The 13,249-nt window shown below is 65.9% G+C and carries 14 protein-coding genes; 5 read left to right on the plus strand and 9 right to left on the minus strand.

Annotated elements, in window-relative coordinates:
• Positions 1–54: 54 nt before the first annotated feature.
• The gene (locus ACVILL_RS35085) at positions 55–1,845 is read left to right on the plus strand and encodes a serine hydrolase (protein ID WP_456733222.1); all 1,791 of its coding nucleotides are present in this window, start codon (positions 55–57) and stop codon (positions 1,843–1,845) included.
• A gap of 315 nt (positions 1,846–2,160) precedes the next feature.
• Here the strand turns inward: ACVILL_RS35085 and ACVILL_RS35090 are convergent, their stop codons facing one another.
• On the minus strand, positions 2,161–2,880 hold the full coding sequence (locus tag ACVILL_RS35090; protein ID WP_456733223.1) for a DnaJ domain-containing protein: 720 nt from the start codon (positions 2,878–2,880) through the stop codon (positions 2,161–2,163).
• A gap of 129 nt (positions 2,881–3,009) precedes the next feature.
• Here ACVILL_RS35090 and ACVILL_RS35095 point away from each other — a divergent pair, with 129 nt between their 5' ends.
• Positions 3,010–3,417, plus strand: a complete 408-nt coding sequence (locus tag ACVILL_RS35095) for a DUF302 domain-containing protein (protein WP_456733224.1) — start codon at positions 3,010–3,012, stop codon at positions 3,415–3,417.
• Positions 3,418–3,429: 12 nt separating this feature from the next.
• Here ACVILL_RS35095 and ACVILL_RS35100 read toward each other — a convergent pair whose 3' ends face one another.
• The 3 genes from ACVILL_RS35100 to ACVILL_RS35110 all read right to left on the minus strand — a co-directional run bounded on the left by ACVILL_RS35100 (position 3,430) and on the right by ACVILL_RS35110 (position 6,302).
• Positions 3,430–4,170 (minus strand): VWA domain-containing protein, encoded by a 741-nt coding sequence (locus ACVILL_RS35100; protein WP_456733225.1) that lies wholly within the window; start codon positions 4,168–4,170, stop codon positions 3,430–3,432.
• Positions 4,171–4,259: 89 nt separating this feature from the next.
• The gene (locus ACVILL_RS35105) at positions 4,260–5,204 is read right to left on the minus strand and encodes an alpha/beta hydrolase (RefSeq protein ID WP_456733226.1); all 945 of its coding nucleotides are present in this window, start codon (positions 5,202–5,204) and stop codon (positions 4,260–4,262) included.
• A gap of 321 nt (positions 5,205–5,525) precedes the next feature.
• Positions 5,526–6,302, minus strand: coding sequence for a helix-turn-helix transcriptional regulator (locus ACVILL_RS35110; RefSeq protein WP_456733227.1), 777 nt, complete (start codon positions 6,300–6,302; stop codon positions 5,526–5,528).
• A 104-nt stretch (positions 6,303–6,406) separates the two neighbouring features.
• Between ACVILL_RS35110 and ACVILL_RS35115 the strand changes: the two genes are divergently transcribed.
• A complete protein-coding gene (locus ACVILL_RS35115) occupies positions 6,407–7,489 on the plus strand; it encodes an alcohol dehydrogenase catalytic domain-containing protein (protein WP_456733228.1) in 1,083 nt (360 codons plus the stop codon).
• A gap of 11 nt (positions 7,490–7,500) precedes the next feature.
• On the opposite strand, the gene ACVILL_RS35120 is transcribed toward ACVILL_RS35115, so the two are convergent.
• The 4 genes from ACVILL_RS35120 to ACVILL_RS35135 form a co-directional block, all read right to left on the minus strand.
• Positions 7,501–7,923, minus strand: a complete 423-nt coding sequence (locus ACVILL_RS35120; RefSeq protein WP_456733229.1) for a serine hydrolase — start codon at positions 7,921–7,923, stop codon at positions 7,501–7,503.
• Positions 7,880–8,671 carry a serine hydrolase domain-containing protein gene (locus ACVILL_RS35125; protein WP_456733230.1) on the minus strand — a complete coding sequence of 264 codons (792 nt, stop codon included), beginning with the start codon at positions 8,669–8,671 and terminating at the stop codon, positions 7,880–7,882. The genes ACVILL_RS35120 and ACVILL_RS35125 overlap by 44 nt, the downstream gene beginning before the upstream one ends.
• Before the next feature lie 102 nt (positions 8,672–8,773).
• Complete coding sequence (locus ACVILL_RS35130; protein ID WP_456733231.1) at positions 8,774–9,895, minus strand: helix-turn-helix domain-containing protein; 1,122 nt, start codon at positions 9,893–9,895, stop codon at positions 8,774–8,776.
• Positions 9,896–10,173: 278 nt separating this feature from the next.
• Positions 10,174–11,097, minus strand: a complete 924-nt coding sequence (locus ACVILL_RS35135) for a division plane positioning ATPase MipZ (RefSeq protein ID WP_456733232.1) — start codon at positions 11,095–11,097, stop codon at positions 10,174–10,176.
• 307 nt (positions 11,098–11,404) lie between these two features.
• Between ACVILL_RS35135 and panC the strand changes: the two genes are divergently transcribed.
• Positions 11,405–12,256, plus strand: a complete 852-nt coding sequence (gene panC / locus ACVILL_RS35140) for a pantoate--beta-alanine ligase (RefSeq protein ID WP_456733233.1) — start codon at positions 11,405–11,407, stop codon at positions 12,254–12,256.
• 195 nt (positions 12,257–12,451) lie between these two features.
• Positions 12,452–12,727, plus strand: a complete 276-nt coding sequence (locus ACVILL_RS35145; RefSeq protein ID WP_456733234.1) for a hypothetical protein — start codon at positions 12,452–12,454, stop codon at positions 12,725–12,727.
• 43 nt (positions 12,728–12,770) lie between these two features.
• Here the strand turns inward: ACVILL_RS35145 and ACVILL_RS35150 are convergent, their stop codons facing one another.
• Positions 12,771–13,211: a DUF1489 family protein gene (locus tag ACVILL_RS35150; RefSeq protein WP_456733235.1), complete on the minus strand. Its 441-nt coding sequence runs from the start codon at positions 13,209–13,211 to the stop codon at positions 12,771–12,773.
• Positions 13,212–13,249: the final 38 nt, after the last annotated feature.

The raw sequence follows: 13,249 nt of genomic DNA on the forward strand, positions 1-13,249 counted from the left end.
ACAATTTCGCCTCACGAGCCGGTGATCTAGATAGAAATTGGGACGGGGAAGTAGATGCTTCGTACAACCTTTGCCTCCTCGCGGGCGCTGCGAGTTGGCGTTCTTGGGCTCGTAACCGTCACGACGGCGATCCTGATCACCAGCGACAGCGCCGAGGCGCGCCGTCACCGTCGCCATGTCGCTCGTCACCACCACAGCGAGGAAGCGCGCGAAAGCTACAGCCCGCAATTCGCATCGATCATCGTCGACGGCAATACCGGTTCGGTGCTGACATCCAACAGCCCGGACGGCCTGCGCCACCCCGCCTCGCTCACCAAGATCATGACGCTCTATCTGCTGTTCGAGCGCCTCGATTCCGGGAGGATGAAGCTCGACACCGAAATGCCGGTGTCCGAGCACGCCTCCGAACAGGACCCGACCAAGCTCGGCCTGCGGCCCGGCCAGACCATCAGGGTCGAAGACGCCATCAAGGGCCTCGTCACCCGCTCCGCCAATGACGCCGCAGTCGTGATCGCCGAGGCGATCGGCGGCAGCGAAGAGGACTTCGCGCGGATGATGACCCGCAAGGCCCGTGCGCTCGGCATGAGCCGGACCGTCTATCGCAACGCCTCCGGCCTGCCCAACGACGAGCAGGTCACCACGGCGCGCGATCAATCGACCCTCGGCCGCGCCATCCAGGATCGCTTCCCGCGCTACTATCGCTACTTCTCGACGACGGCGTTCAATTTCCGCGGCCACACCATCACCGGTCACAATCGGCTGCTCGGCAGCGTCGAGGGCGTCGACGGCATCAAGACCGGCTACACCCGCGCCTCCGGCTTCAACCTCGTGACCTCGATCCACCGCGGCAATCGCTTCCTGGTCGGCGTAGTGCTCGGCGGCCGCAGCGGCGGCTCCCGCGACGCCATCATGCGCAACCTGCTGGCCGAGAACATCGGCAGGGGCGCCACCACCCGCACCGCTGCAGCGATCACCGAGCGCAACCCGGCCGAAGCCAATGTCGAGGTTGCCGATGCCGACAATGCGCGCGCAGCGGCGGACAGCTCGCCGGTTACGGCATCGGAGCCCGCCGCGGCTGCCGCGATGCAGGCGCCGCGCCCGGCCAGCAAGCCTTCGCTGATCGCTGCGGCCGCCGCCGCGCTGCCGCCGCCCCCGGCAAAGCCGGAGCCGCAGGCCAAGCCCGAGCCGGCGCCGCTCACCTCAGGCGTGATCCAGACCCAGCAGCTCGCCGCGATCCCGGGCTCGGCTGAACCGATGAAGCCGGTCAAGGTGAAGACCGTGCAGGTCAAGGCAGGCCAGATCAAGCTCGCCGCCGCCGGCCCGGCGCAGTCGGCGCCCCCGATCACCAGCACGATCCCCTCGCGTGGCGAGATCCCCGAGACCTCGAATGCCATGATGGCGCGGGCCGCCGAGACCGGCCGCCCCGAAATGCCGCCGCAGCCGGCCAATTTCGGCACCGGCAACGGCATCCTCGGCGTGCTGCCGGCTTCGGCCGTCCATGCGCCCGCTCCTGCGGCGCCGCAGGCCGTGGCATCGACCGAACCCACCCGCAGCCTGCAGGCCGCCCCGCAGACCAGCGCGGTCAAGCCGGGCGCCGCGCACACCGGCTGGATCATCCAGGTCGGCGCGCTGGAGTCCGAGGGCGAGGCCAACAAGCGCATCGATCTCGCGCGCAGCTCGGCCCGCGGCCTGCTGAGCAAGGCGGATCCTTTCACCGAGGTCGTCGCCAAGGACAATCGCAAGCTCTATCGCGCCCGCTTTGCCGGTCTGGAGCGCGATCAGGCCGAAGCGGCCTGCAAGACGCTGAAGCGCGCCGAGATCTCCTGCATCACCGTTCGCAACTGATCGACGCTGAAGCGCGCTTCAGCCTTGTTATCTGAGCATGGTCTGATCGGAAAACCGCTTCGCACTTTTCCGGTCCATGCATCTGCTGATCGCAAAGGGCCGGCGCCGCAAGCGCCGGCCCTTTTTGCTTTTGCCTGCGGCCGCGAGAACGAATGGCCGCGCTCAGCGCAACCATGAAACTTCTCGTCAAGATTTTACGGTTAAGTTTTTCCGAAAGAACGATCGGCCACGCCGGACAGCGGCGGGCCAGACGGGGCGCATCAATCAGAAGCGGAAGACAGCTCTCGGCCGTGGCGTCAGTTGCGTAGCCGGAGTTCAGAGATGCGTGCGAAGCAGAGTATCCTTGGCCTCGTTCACACGGGCAGCGAGGTACGTCGAGCCCCCCTGGTCGGGATGGAGTTTCTTCATCAGGCTGCGGTGAGCCCGGCCGATATCGTCACGCGACGCTCCCGGCTGCAGGCCAAGGATCTGGTAGGCCTCCTCGTTCGTCATTTTGCCGCCCGCCGCCGCGCGGCCCTGCCCCCCTGCCCGGTCGCCCTGTGCGTCCTGACGCCAGGCGGGAAAGCGGCGGTCCAGATAGCTTTCAAGTAGCGCGACGCTTTCGGCGTCGAAGCTCGGAACCATCGCCAGCAGCTGCGACAGGTCGAACTCGTCGAGCATGCGGCCGGCCTGCGGTCCGGCCACGATCCGTCCCGTGAGCACGCCGCTGCCGTGATCGAGGCTCATATCGAGATATTGCGAGCGCACCCGCGAGCTTTGTCCCCGCGTGCGCGCACCGCCGAACATGCCGCCGAAATTGGGAAGGCCGGTCGTTCCGAACGGCGACCAGCCGAGCAGTCCGGCGCCGAAAATGCCGAGCGGAATGGCGACCGCCAGTTCGCCCCGCACGCCGGTGAAGGCCGCAACCGCAAGCGCGAGCACCCCGCCCCCGATCTTGATCGCGCGCGCGAGCACGGCGGGATTGGCCGCACGGAACATCTGCAGCGCGGAATAAAGGACGACAACGGCAACGATGCCGGCGATCAGGGTTGGCATGCGCGGAATATAAGCGGCCCCGAAGCAAAAAGCATGCAAAGCTTCATCTCACCGGAGCGTGAAGCGCACCCGCGTGGCGCTGCTTTCCGCGATTGGGTAACTTGCGGCAACCGCACCGAAGGAAACTTGATGGCGAGTGACGGACTGATCAGCCTGCGCAGCAATGTCGGACCGAAGGAAACCGCCGACCGGCTCAAGGCCGAACTTCAGGCGAGCGGCCTGACACTGTTTGCCCAGATCGATCATGCCGCGGGTGCCGCCGCCGCCGGTCTTGCGCTCCGCCCGACCGAACTCTTCGTCTTCGGCAATGCCAAGGGCGGCACGCCCCTGATGCAGGCGGCGCAGACGATCGGGATCGATCTGCCGCTCAAGGCGCTGGTCTGGCAGGACGAGGCCGGCGACTGCTGGCTCTCCTACAACGATCCGGCCTGGCTCGCGGAACGGCACGGCATTGCGGAAGCGACCAGGCAGGTCACGGCCAACATGTCGACGCTGCTCGGCACAATTGCCAAAGTCGCGACGTCGGGCAAAGCCTGACGCGTCGCCGCGCTATTTCATCTGGCCGATCAGCCGCGCCGCGCCGCTCGTGGTCTTCGCCAATTGCAGCAGCGCCTCGCGGCCGCCGGCCGCGTAGGCCGCGGCGGCACGCAGCAACTCGCGGAGCTGCGCGGCCGCGCCGGGATCGAACCTGCACCATGCGCCGCCGGTCAGCCGCGCGATCTCGCGAAACGTCTGCTCGGCAGTTGCATCCGCGCCCTCCTGGAACATGAAGACCGGAACCTTGAGCAGGCCGAGCTCGCCGGCCTTGGCGCAGAGCTCGTCGGCGCTCTCCTCCATCGCGTCGCCGACGAACACCAGCGCACGCACGCCGGAGGCGACCGCCTCGCGGCGCGTCTCCGACAGCACCTTGGCGATCTGGGTATTGCCGCCCTGGCAATCGATCTTGCTCATCAACCGCGCGAGCTGCGCGCTGTCGGAGATCCAGCCCGTGGCCCGGCACTCATGGAAGCCGCGATAATAGACCAGGCGGATATCGAGGCTGCCGAGAGCGCCGGCTTCGCGGAACATGTCCGCCTGCAGCGTGCACGCCATGTCCCAGGTCGGCTGGCGGCTCATCGTGGCATCGAGCGCGAACACCAGCCTGCCGCGCGCGCCGGCGCGATGCGGCGACATCGCGCGCGCCTTCGCCACGAACGCGGCGATGTCGTTCGCGCTCGACGTCGGTACGTCGGGCGTATCGGCCCGACGTACGTCGCCTCCGGATGTCGGTTTGATCGTCTTGCCGGCCATCAGCGCTTGCCTCGTACAGCAAACACTATGTGGGCCGCCGTGTCGGATTGGTCAACGTGACCGGCCCGGCTGGATCCCGGGCAGCTCCGTCAATTCGTGATCGACGGATCCTTCTTGGTCTCGGTCCTGGTCAGCGAGAGCGACTTCCTGAGCTTCTCGGTGAACGTCTGAGAGGGCTTCTCGACCGGCACGTAGAGGGAGACCGGACCGGGCTCCAGGATCTTCGGCGGCGCATTCCTGGTGTCGACCGGCGCGACAGCGCTGTCGGTATCGGCCAGGAATTTATCGAGCATGGCCTGGATCGAGTCCTTGGCCTTCTCGGGTCCGGTGTCGCGCATGTCGTTGTGCTGGAAGTTGGTGTTCACGACGGTGATGCCGGCCTTCTCGCACTGCTCCTCGTCCGGCACCACGCCGGGATCGGGCTTGAACTGCTGATCATGCGAGCGGAACGACAGAATCTTGAACTTGCCGTCGGTCATGAACGGCACGCGCAGATTATCCAGCGTGACGACCTTCTTGATCTCGTCCGGATACTGCTTGGCGAAATACATCGCGATGTCGCCGCCATTGGAATGGCCGACCATCGTCAGCTTGCTGTAGTCCGCGTTCGGCTGACGCTTCTTCATCTCCTCGATCGCGAATTTGATGTTGGTGATGCCGCGCTGATACTGCGGTAGCCGTCCGACATAGAGCTCGCCGACCTTGGTCACCATCGGTCCGTCCGACGGCAGGTCGTTCTGAATGCTGATGGTCAGATAGCCGCGCGCCGCGAACACGTTCGCGAGGAAGGAATATTCGGTGAATTTGACGGTATTGCCATGATTGAGGATCGCAACCGGCAGCGTGATCATGCCAGCGTCGGCCTGCATCTCCTTGTCGAAGCGCACGGCAACGTCGACCGCGACCGGCCGCTCATCGCGCGTCGGATCCTTGAACATGAGGGTTTCGTGACGGATGGCCCACTTGCTCGCAGTAAAGTAAGCGCCCGTGATCACCACGGAGAGCGAAAGCAGAACGAGAATTCCACGCTTCATGACGTCCTCGAGGTGCCCGCCTTTTACAGGCGATTTTTGGCCGGAGGCTCTTCGGCCTCGTTTTAAGAATATATGTCACAGCGCCGTGACAGGAAGTCCAAATGTTGTGGCTTCAGTGGCATAACGTTGTGCGCCGCACCTATAGTTTGTGCAGGTGCACAGGACCCACGCGACGGCTCGTGCACTCCTGTTACCCTAAGACGTTGCATTGCCAAAGTTCCGCTCGAGCTTTGGACAGATGTTTAGGGAAACCGGATGCCGGCTCCTTTGTTCCGGCTTTTTGGCCGTGCTGTGACGAAAACCTCCGGAAAAACACGGAATTCAACCGATTTCGGTGTAAATGCTCAGCTTCAGGCCCGGATCGTCGTTGGCCTGGAAGCTGGCGTACTCAAAACTGAGCCGGCCGCGCTTGGGGTGTCTGAGCACCTTCCGTCCGGCGACGCTGCTGCCGACGTCATGGGTTCCCCACCAGGCGTCGAATTCGGGACAGCCCTGGCGGAGCCTGGCCAGCAGGTCGACGAAGGCGGGATCGCCAGCCCAGAGGTCGTGTGTCCTGCGGAACTGCGCCACCATTCTCTGCGCCTCCACGGCCCAGCCGGCGCCGAACAGCCCACGGGTCTCGGGATTGGTCAGCACGCAGATCAGGGTGTTGCGCTCGCCCTCGGGCAGCCGGCCGAACGCGAAGATGTCCTCGGCCGCAGCATTCCACGCCAGCACGTCCCATCGCCGTCCCGTCACATAGGCCGGCAGGTTCAGGCCTTCGACCGCGCGCCGGATCTCCGGCGGGACGGTCTCCGGCACGAACAGCCGCCGGTCTCCGTCCTTGGCGAGCGCGCGCAAATGCGTGTGCTCGGCCTTGCTCAGCCGCAGGGCTCGCGCCAGCGCATCGATCGTCGCCGTTGACGGGCTCACCGAGCGGCCCTGCTCGAGGCGCACATACCAGTCGACCCCGATGCCGGCGAGTTCGGCCACCTCCTCGCGGCGCAGGCCGGGCGTCCGTCGACGCCGCCCGGCCGGGATGCCGACCAGTTTTGGCGTGAGCTTCTGCCGACGCGATCGCAGGAAATCTCCAAGCTCGCTTTGCCGCGGACTGGCCATCACCGGGCCTCCTGAGGGGGTCTGATAATCCTAGGATAATACCAGGTCTTGTTGGCCGCAGCGAGCGCGCTGATCATCCCGGTCTCAACCAGAGACACGACCAGATGAAAGCAGCAATCCTGAAATCGTTCGGCTCGCCGCTCGCGATCGAGGAGATCCCCGCACCGGTGATGGGCACGGGTGAAGTCCTCGTCGACGTGGTCGCGACGCGCGTGCTGTCCTGCGCCAACGAGGTCTTCAGCGGCGCGCGCAACTACCTGCTCGAGTTGCCGGCCGTTCCGGGACTCGGCGCCATCGGACGGGTTCGCGCGGTCGGGCCGGACGCGACCCACCTCGCCGCCGGCGATTGGGTGTACTGCGATCCGACCTTCCGCTCGCGCGACGACAGCATCTCGCCGGACATCACCTTGCAGGGCTGGAGCGCGCGCGGCGAAGGCGGGCTGCGCCTGCAGCGGCATTTCCGTCACGGCACGTTTGCGGAGCAGACGCTGGTGCCGACCGAGAACGCCAAGCGGATTGGCGCGATCGATCCGGCCGATGCGCCGTCATGGTGCGCGCTCGGCACCTGCCTCGTGCCCTATGGCGGATTCCTGGCGGCGCGCCTGCAGCCGGGCGAGACCGTGCTGGTGAGCGGCGCGACCGGCAATTTCGGCAGCGCCGCGGTCGCGGTCGCGCTCGCAATGGGCGCGGCCTGCGTGGTCGCCCCCGGCCGCAACGAAAAGGTGCTGTCCGATCTGGTCCGCAGGTTCGGACCGCGCGTGCGCACCGTGACGCTCAGCGGCAACGAGGACGACGATCGCGAGCGGATGCGGCGCGCCGCGCCCGGTCCGATCGACTGCATGCTCGACCTGATGCCGCCATCGGTGACGACCCCGACCGTGCGCGCCGCGATCATGTCGGTGCGTCCCTATGGCCGGGTCGTGCTGATGGGCGGCGTCGGGATGCTGGGCGGACCGGGGCTCGACCTGCCCTACCCCTGGATCATGCGCCAATGCATCAGCATTCACGGCGTCTGGATGTATCCGCCGGAAGCCGCATTCGGCCTCGTCAATCTGGCCCGTGCCGGGCTGCTGCGGCTCGATCAGTTCGAGATCACGACCTTCGATCTCGATCACGCCAACGATGCAGTCACGCACGCGGCGGCCAATTCCGGGCCGTTCAGGATGACGGTGCTGACGTCGAGCTAGCGCCTCCGGTCTCAGGCCGGAGGCGAGATCGCCCGCAAGACGTCCCTGAAGACGCCATACTGCGCTTTGAACGCTTGCGGGCTGTAGTCTTGATAGTATCCCGCAGTCACCACGACGACGAGGTCGAGCTCCGGGACGATGCGGATCGACTGCCCGCCGCGCCCCAGCGCGCCAACCCACTGGATGGCACGCCCGTTGAACTGGGAGCGGCCGAGCCACCAGAGGTATCCATACGACTGGTTGTCCGTCGTCTTGAGCTTCGCTGCCGTCGAGCTCTCGATCCATGCCTTTGGGACGATCTGGCGGCCGTTCCAGCGGCCGCCCGCGAGGACAAGCTGGCCGATCTTTGCCATGTCGCGCGGGCGCAGGCGCAATCCGCCACCGGCGTCGCTATCCCCTTTGAACCGGCTCCATTCGAACGCCGTGATGCCCAAAAGGCTCGAACAACGCGGTGCGCGCAAATTCGTCGAGCGGATGTCCGGTCGCCTTGCGGACGATGGCCGACACCAGCGCGAGCGCGCCGGTGTTGTAGAAGAACGTTTCGCCCGGCGCGGCCGTTGCCGGAAGACCGAGGACGTAACGGCACGCATCCGGCGCCAGATGCATGCGCACCTCGTCGTTGTCGTCTCCGGTCGCGGGTGTTGCCTCCACCCACCTCAATCCCATCGACATGGTGAGGGCGTGCACGAGCTGGATGCGGTCCTTTCCGGAGGATCGCAGGTCGGACAATTCGGGGAAGAAGCTGAGGATCGGCTCGTTGATGCTGCGTATCAGCCCGCGGTCGATCGCGATCCCGACGGCGAGCGACGCAACGCTCTTCGAGACCGACTTCAAATTGTGCAACGTATCGGCATTGAACGTCACGTCTTCGACCCGGCTGCCGTAAAAGCGGCCGGGTACCTCATCGGCCCCCTTGAAGTACCGCTCGAACACCAGCCTGCCGCCGCGGACGGCCAGCACGGAATGGAAGTTGGCCTCGCTCGAGGCGGCGAGCCGATCGGCCATGCTGCACAGCGCAGGGCGGTCGATGAGCTTGTCCTCGGTCACGGAGGCTATGGACCAGCCGTCGTCCCGACCAACCGGAACACCACAGCCGTCGGATGGGTCCGCGCGCACCGGCGATGTGGCGAGCGGTGCCAACGCGGCCCCCCCGAGAAGCGAAATAAACTGGCGCCGTTCCATTCGATCCTCCGGCTTTGCGACCACCCGAACCGATCGCTCGGAGAAACTGTCCGAAATTTTCGGCAAGCGCTTGCCGGATTCAGAACTCGGCTGGCCGAATCCTCAGTCCGGCTGGCCGATTGCTTGGTCGTCACCCGGTTTGAGCGAAGCGCGCGCGTACCCTGCCAGTGCAAGCCGCCTGAATTCGGTCGGCGTCAGGTCGGTTGCCGCCCTGAAGGCCCGGTTGAACGGGCCGATCGATTGGAAGCCGGCGTCCATGGCGATGGTCAGCACAGGCACTTGCTTCTGGGTGGGATCGGCCAGGGCGCTCCTGGCGTCCTCGAGCCGGTAGTGATTGAGGAAGGCATTGAAATTGCGGTACCCCAAGCCCTCGTTGATCAACTGCCGCAACCGATACTCCTGAACGCCGAGCTCGGCGGACAGCGAGCCGATCGTCAATCCCTCGCGCCGATAGGCGCGTTGCACGGTCATCAGTTGCTGCAACCGGCGCAGCAGTCCCGGGTCGACCGCGAGCGGCCTGTCCTCCGGTGCAGGCGGCGCGTCATTGATATTGCCCGGAATGTGACGCGCGGCAGGCAGCGCTCCGGAGGCTTGCTGCATTTCGGCCGCCCGAAACCGGCTCCATGCGGTGAGCCCAAGCAGCAGGCACGTCACAACCGGGCTGGCAACGTTCCAGACAGAGAGACCGGCAACCGAGGCCGGCCAAACCTGGTGGAAGAAAACCGCGACGCTCCAGGCCACCGCGCCGAGCAGAACGAGTACCCGTAACCGCCGCCGTCCCGCCATCAGGTCCGCCCGCCATGTCGCGAGCGTCTGCGCCGCCGCCAGCACAGCGAGGCCGAGATAGATAAATGCCATGGTTTGATCGAGATCGCCCCTGCGCTCGCCGCGTGTCGGCCAGACGTCGAACAATTGCGTGCCGACGACGGCGGCCAGCACGGCGCCGTGCCAGGGCCGGAGCTCGAAATCGTCATCGAACGTCGCGCGCGCCCAGAACCAGAACAGGACCGCCCCGCTGCTCGACAACGCCAGCAGGATCAGGGCCCAATACGGCCAAGGCCGAGGAAATCCCGGCGTATCCGAGATCGCGGAGGCCGCCACCGCAACCAACAGAGCGACGCCAAGACGCGCCGACGTGTCGCGGCGGTCGCGCAGCAGCACGGCTGCGATCAGCAACGACAGGCCGACGACGGCGCCCCGACACCCCAGCTCGATCGCCGTCAACGCACTGCTGCTCACGATCGGGACCGCTCCCTCCGGCTTCTAGGGTGGAGGCTTACAGGGGAACAGTTCCGTGCATCAAGGGCCCGCACAATCAGCGCTCGGGACGAGCGCGCAATTTCGGAATATTGGAAAAATACCGGTGAGTTGCCCGACGTGTCAAGTAGCCTGGTCGAACGCTGGCCACCACCGGCTGCTTTGCATGGGGTTGTTTTCGATATTTTGGCCACGCGCCTCTCGCGCGAGCGATCCTGGAAGCGGACCCTATGAATTCACGACGGCTAGCTGCCGATGATGTCGTCGACTTCGAGCGGCTTGTCGACCTGGCTGAACCATTCGGCCCGGTTGGCGGCCCGGCGGCGGCCGCGCTCGTCGAGCGGCAGCTTGAGCTGGCGCAGCAGGCTCGTCACCTCCTCGCGCGCGGTGACGTGCCCAAGGCTCGGGCGGGTGCCGAGCGTCGCCTCGTCGATGTCGTCGAGCGCGGTCAGCCCGCGCGGGAAGAATTCGCGATAGACCACCCGCTCGGCAAAGCCGTCGACCGCTCGGAACCCGAGCCGCAGCGACAGCTGCTTCAAGCCGTCGGCGACCAGCTGCTTGTTGCGCGAGCCGAGCATCGACAGCCGGTTGCGCACCACGATCCAGTCGGTCGAGGCGCCGTCGAGCTGGCGGCGCTTGCGTCTGACGTCGCGCACCATCTCCGCGTAATGGCTCTCGCCGGTCACCGAATAGGTCGCGGGATCGACGGTGCCCAGCACGTCGAAATCGAGGAAGCTGTCGTTGATCGGCGTCACCAGCGTGTCGGCCATCGAATGCGCGAGCCGCATCAGGTAGCTGTCCGAGCCCGGGGTATCGATGACGATGAAATCATAGGCGCGTTCCACCGCGCTCACCGCTTCCATGAACTGCTGGAACTCGGCGTTCTCGTTCTCCTCGATCTGCATCGTCTCGCCGTACCTGATGCAGTGGTGCGTGGGGAGTTCGAGGTCGAGTCCGGTGCGCCGTGCCCAGGCCCGGCGATTGCCGATATAGCGGGTGAAGCTTTGCTGGCGGCAGTCGAGATCGATGCTGGCGACGCGCTGTCCGGCCTTCATGAGCGCGACGGCGATATGCAGGGCGGTGGTCGACTTGCCCGAACCACCCTTCTCGTTGCCCAGCACAACGACATGTGCGGAGCCGGATTGACCCTGACTAGCCTGCACCAACATGATTCAAACCCCGGCAATGATCTTCAAATCGAGCACGGCTGCGGTCAAGTGAAATGCATGACAGAAAGCAGAAATCGAGCGCGATGTCGCTTAATCATGAATCGTCGAACCAGCACGGCTGCGTCAATCGGGGCAACTTGGCGCAGGTCCGCGCGCAACTGACGCTCAGTCGTACCGTCGCAGCAGTTTGCCGACCGCGCTTCAGTCTTGGTAAGCTCGGACGACCCGCCGAATGCCAGTCACCTCGCCCGAACCACTTCACCAACTCGCCTCAGCCGAAAATCCGCACCAAGAGATCAAAGACCAGATGCCGAGAAATCCCGCCGTCGTCCGCACCGTCCCTGCCCTTCGTCGCGCCGTCGACACCTTGCGCGCCAAGAAGGCGACCATCGCGCTGGTCCCGACCATGGGTGCCCTCCATGACGGCCATGTGTCGCTGGTGCGGCTCGCCAAGCGCCGGGCGAAGCGGGTCGTCGTCTCGATCTTCGTCAACCCGACTCAGTTTGCACCGACCGAAGATTTCGGTTCGTATCCGCGCACCTGGAAGGCCGACATCGCCAAGCTCGCCGCCGAAGGCGTCGACCTGGTCTGGCACCCCGAGGTGAAGGCGATGTATCCGGACGGCTTCGCCACCCGGATCGTGCCGGAAGGGCCGGCCACCGCCGGGCTCGAGGATCGCTTCCGGCCGCATTTCTTCGGCGGCGTCGCCACCGTAGTCGGCAAGCTGTTCACGCAGGTCCGGCCCGATGTCGCGATCTTCGGCGAAAAGGACTTTCAGCAGCTCCGGGTCGTGACCCAGATGGCCGCGGACCTCGACCTCGGCGTCAAGGTGATCGGATCCAGGACGGTGCGCGAACGCGATGGCCTCGCGATGTCCTCGCGCAACGTCTACCTCTCGCCTGAGGAACGGCGCGCCGCCCCCGAACTCAACCGCGTGATGAAGGAAGCGGCCGGCCGCCTGCGTGCCGGCGAGGACACCGCAACCGTCATGGCCGCGGGCGCCGCTGACATCACCAAGGCCGGCTTCGTGCTCGACTATCTCGAGGTTCGCCACGCCGCCTCCCTGGCGCCGATCGGCTCGCCCAAGGACGGCCCGATGCGAATGCTGGTGGCGGCACGGATCGGCACCACGCGGCTGATCGATAACATCGCGGTCTGAGCGGCATCCGGAAAGTGTGATGCCGTTCATGCGCAGATGCGATGCGAGCGGGTAATGAGGGCCCGGCCTCATCCATGCGGCCGGGTCGTGCTTGCGCCGCGCCCGTGACGCACGGATGATCGCGGCCTTCAGAGGCGATCGGGCCCGCTGGACGCGAAGGAAAAGCCCTCCGATGTTCCCTGCGAGCTTGCCTGTGTGCTGATGCTGGCGGGCGGTGTCCAACGCAGCCTGCCGCCCGGCAATCGCGTCGTCCTGACCGCCAGCATGGAGATCTACAACCGGCTCGCGCCCAACGTCTCGACCGAGCACCGCGACAGCCTGACCTCGATCTTCACCGATCAGTTCCGCCGCTATCTCGGCGAGATGGGGATCGACCACGAGCTGCTCGACGTCACCGTCAACAAGGCGGGCGGCCGCTATGTCGAGATCCCGGCGTCCGAATGGGGCCGGCTGCATCTCGTCACCCAGTGATCGGCGGCAACGGCCGCGCGATCGATCGCGGCAGTCCGATTGCTCACAGCAATCCGAGGTCGCGCAACTCGCGGCGCATCGGCTCGGGCATCGACGCGACGCTGGCCGCGCTCGATTTGGTGAGATCGGCCGGCGCGGAATCCGCGGTCAGGTAGCGCCAGCCCTGGAACGGCCGCATCGGGCGCGGCGAGACGGCGATCACCTTGGGCTGCATCACGATGCGGCAGCGCCCGATGCCGTCCTTGTCGCGGAACGGTTCGATCGCGACGATCTTCTCGCGCGCGGCGATCTCGCCACGGATCACCCAATACAGCGAGCCGCCGGCAAGGATCTCCTCGTCGCGCTTCGGCGTCATCCGCGTGATGTGGACGTGGCGGAGCGGCAGGCCCTTTTTCTTCGCGGTCGCCATCCGTTCGGCGACCCAGCCCTTGAGTTCCTTGACGGAGTCGCAACCGACGGCGAGCTTGATGAGATGAAGCGGCATACCGCGGATGTAGCGGCCGGCGCGGGCTTTGAAAAGGG

It is taken from the genome of Bradyrhizobium sp. USDA 3364 (assembly GCF_054056355.1).

Bases quoted from the DNA above. Each gene is read 5' to 3' on its own strand.
- ACVILL_RS35085 (WP_456733222.1), top strand. From the start codon at position 55: ATGCTTCGTACAACCTTTGCCTCCTCGCGGGCGCTGCGAGTTGGCGTT.
- ACVILL_RS35090 (WP_456733223.1), bottom strand. From the start codon at position 2,880: ATGCCAACCCTGATCGCCGGCATCGTTGCCGTTGTCGTCCTTTATTCC.
- ACVILL_RS35095 (WP_456733224.1), top strand. From the start codon at position 3,010: ATGGCGAGTGACGGACTGATCAGCCTGCGCAGCAATGTCGGACCGAAG.
- ACVILL_RS35100 (WP_456733225.1), bottom strand. From the start codon at position 4,170: ATGGCCGGCAAGACGATCAAACCGACATCCGGAGGCGACGTACGTCGG.
- ACVILL_RS35105 (WP_456733226.1), bottom strand. From the start codon at position 5,204: ATGAAGCGTGGAATTCTCGTTCTGCTTTCGCTCTCCGTGGTGATCACG.
- ACVILL_RS35110 (WP_456733227.1), bottom strand. From the start codon at position 6,302: ATGGCCAGTCCGCGGCAAAGCGAGCTTGGAGATTTCCTGCGATCGCGT.
- ACVILL_RS35115 (WP_456733228.1), top strand. From the start codon at position 6,407: ATGAAAGCAGCAATCCTGAAATCGTTCGGCTCGCCGCTCGCGATCGAG.
- ACVILL_RS35125 (WP_456733230.1), bottom strand. From the start codon at position 8,671: ATGGAACGGCGCCAGTTTATTTCGCTTCTCGGGGGGGCCGCGTTGGCA.
- ACVILL_RS35135 (WP_456733232.1), bottom strand. From the start codon at position 11,097: ATGTTGGTGCAGGCTAGTCAGGGTCAATCCGGCTCCGCACATGTCGTT.
- panC (WP_456733233.1), top strand. From the start codon at position 11,405: ATGCCGAGAAATCCCGCCGTCGTCCGCACCGTCCCTGCCCTTCGTCGC.
- ACVILL_RS35150 (WP_456733235.1), bottom strand. From the start codon at position 13,211: ATGCCGCTTCATCTCATCAAGCTCGCCGTCGGTTGCGACTCCGTCAAG.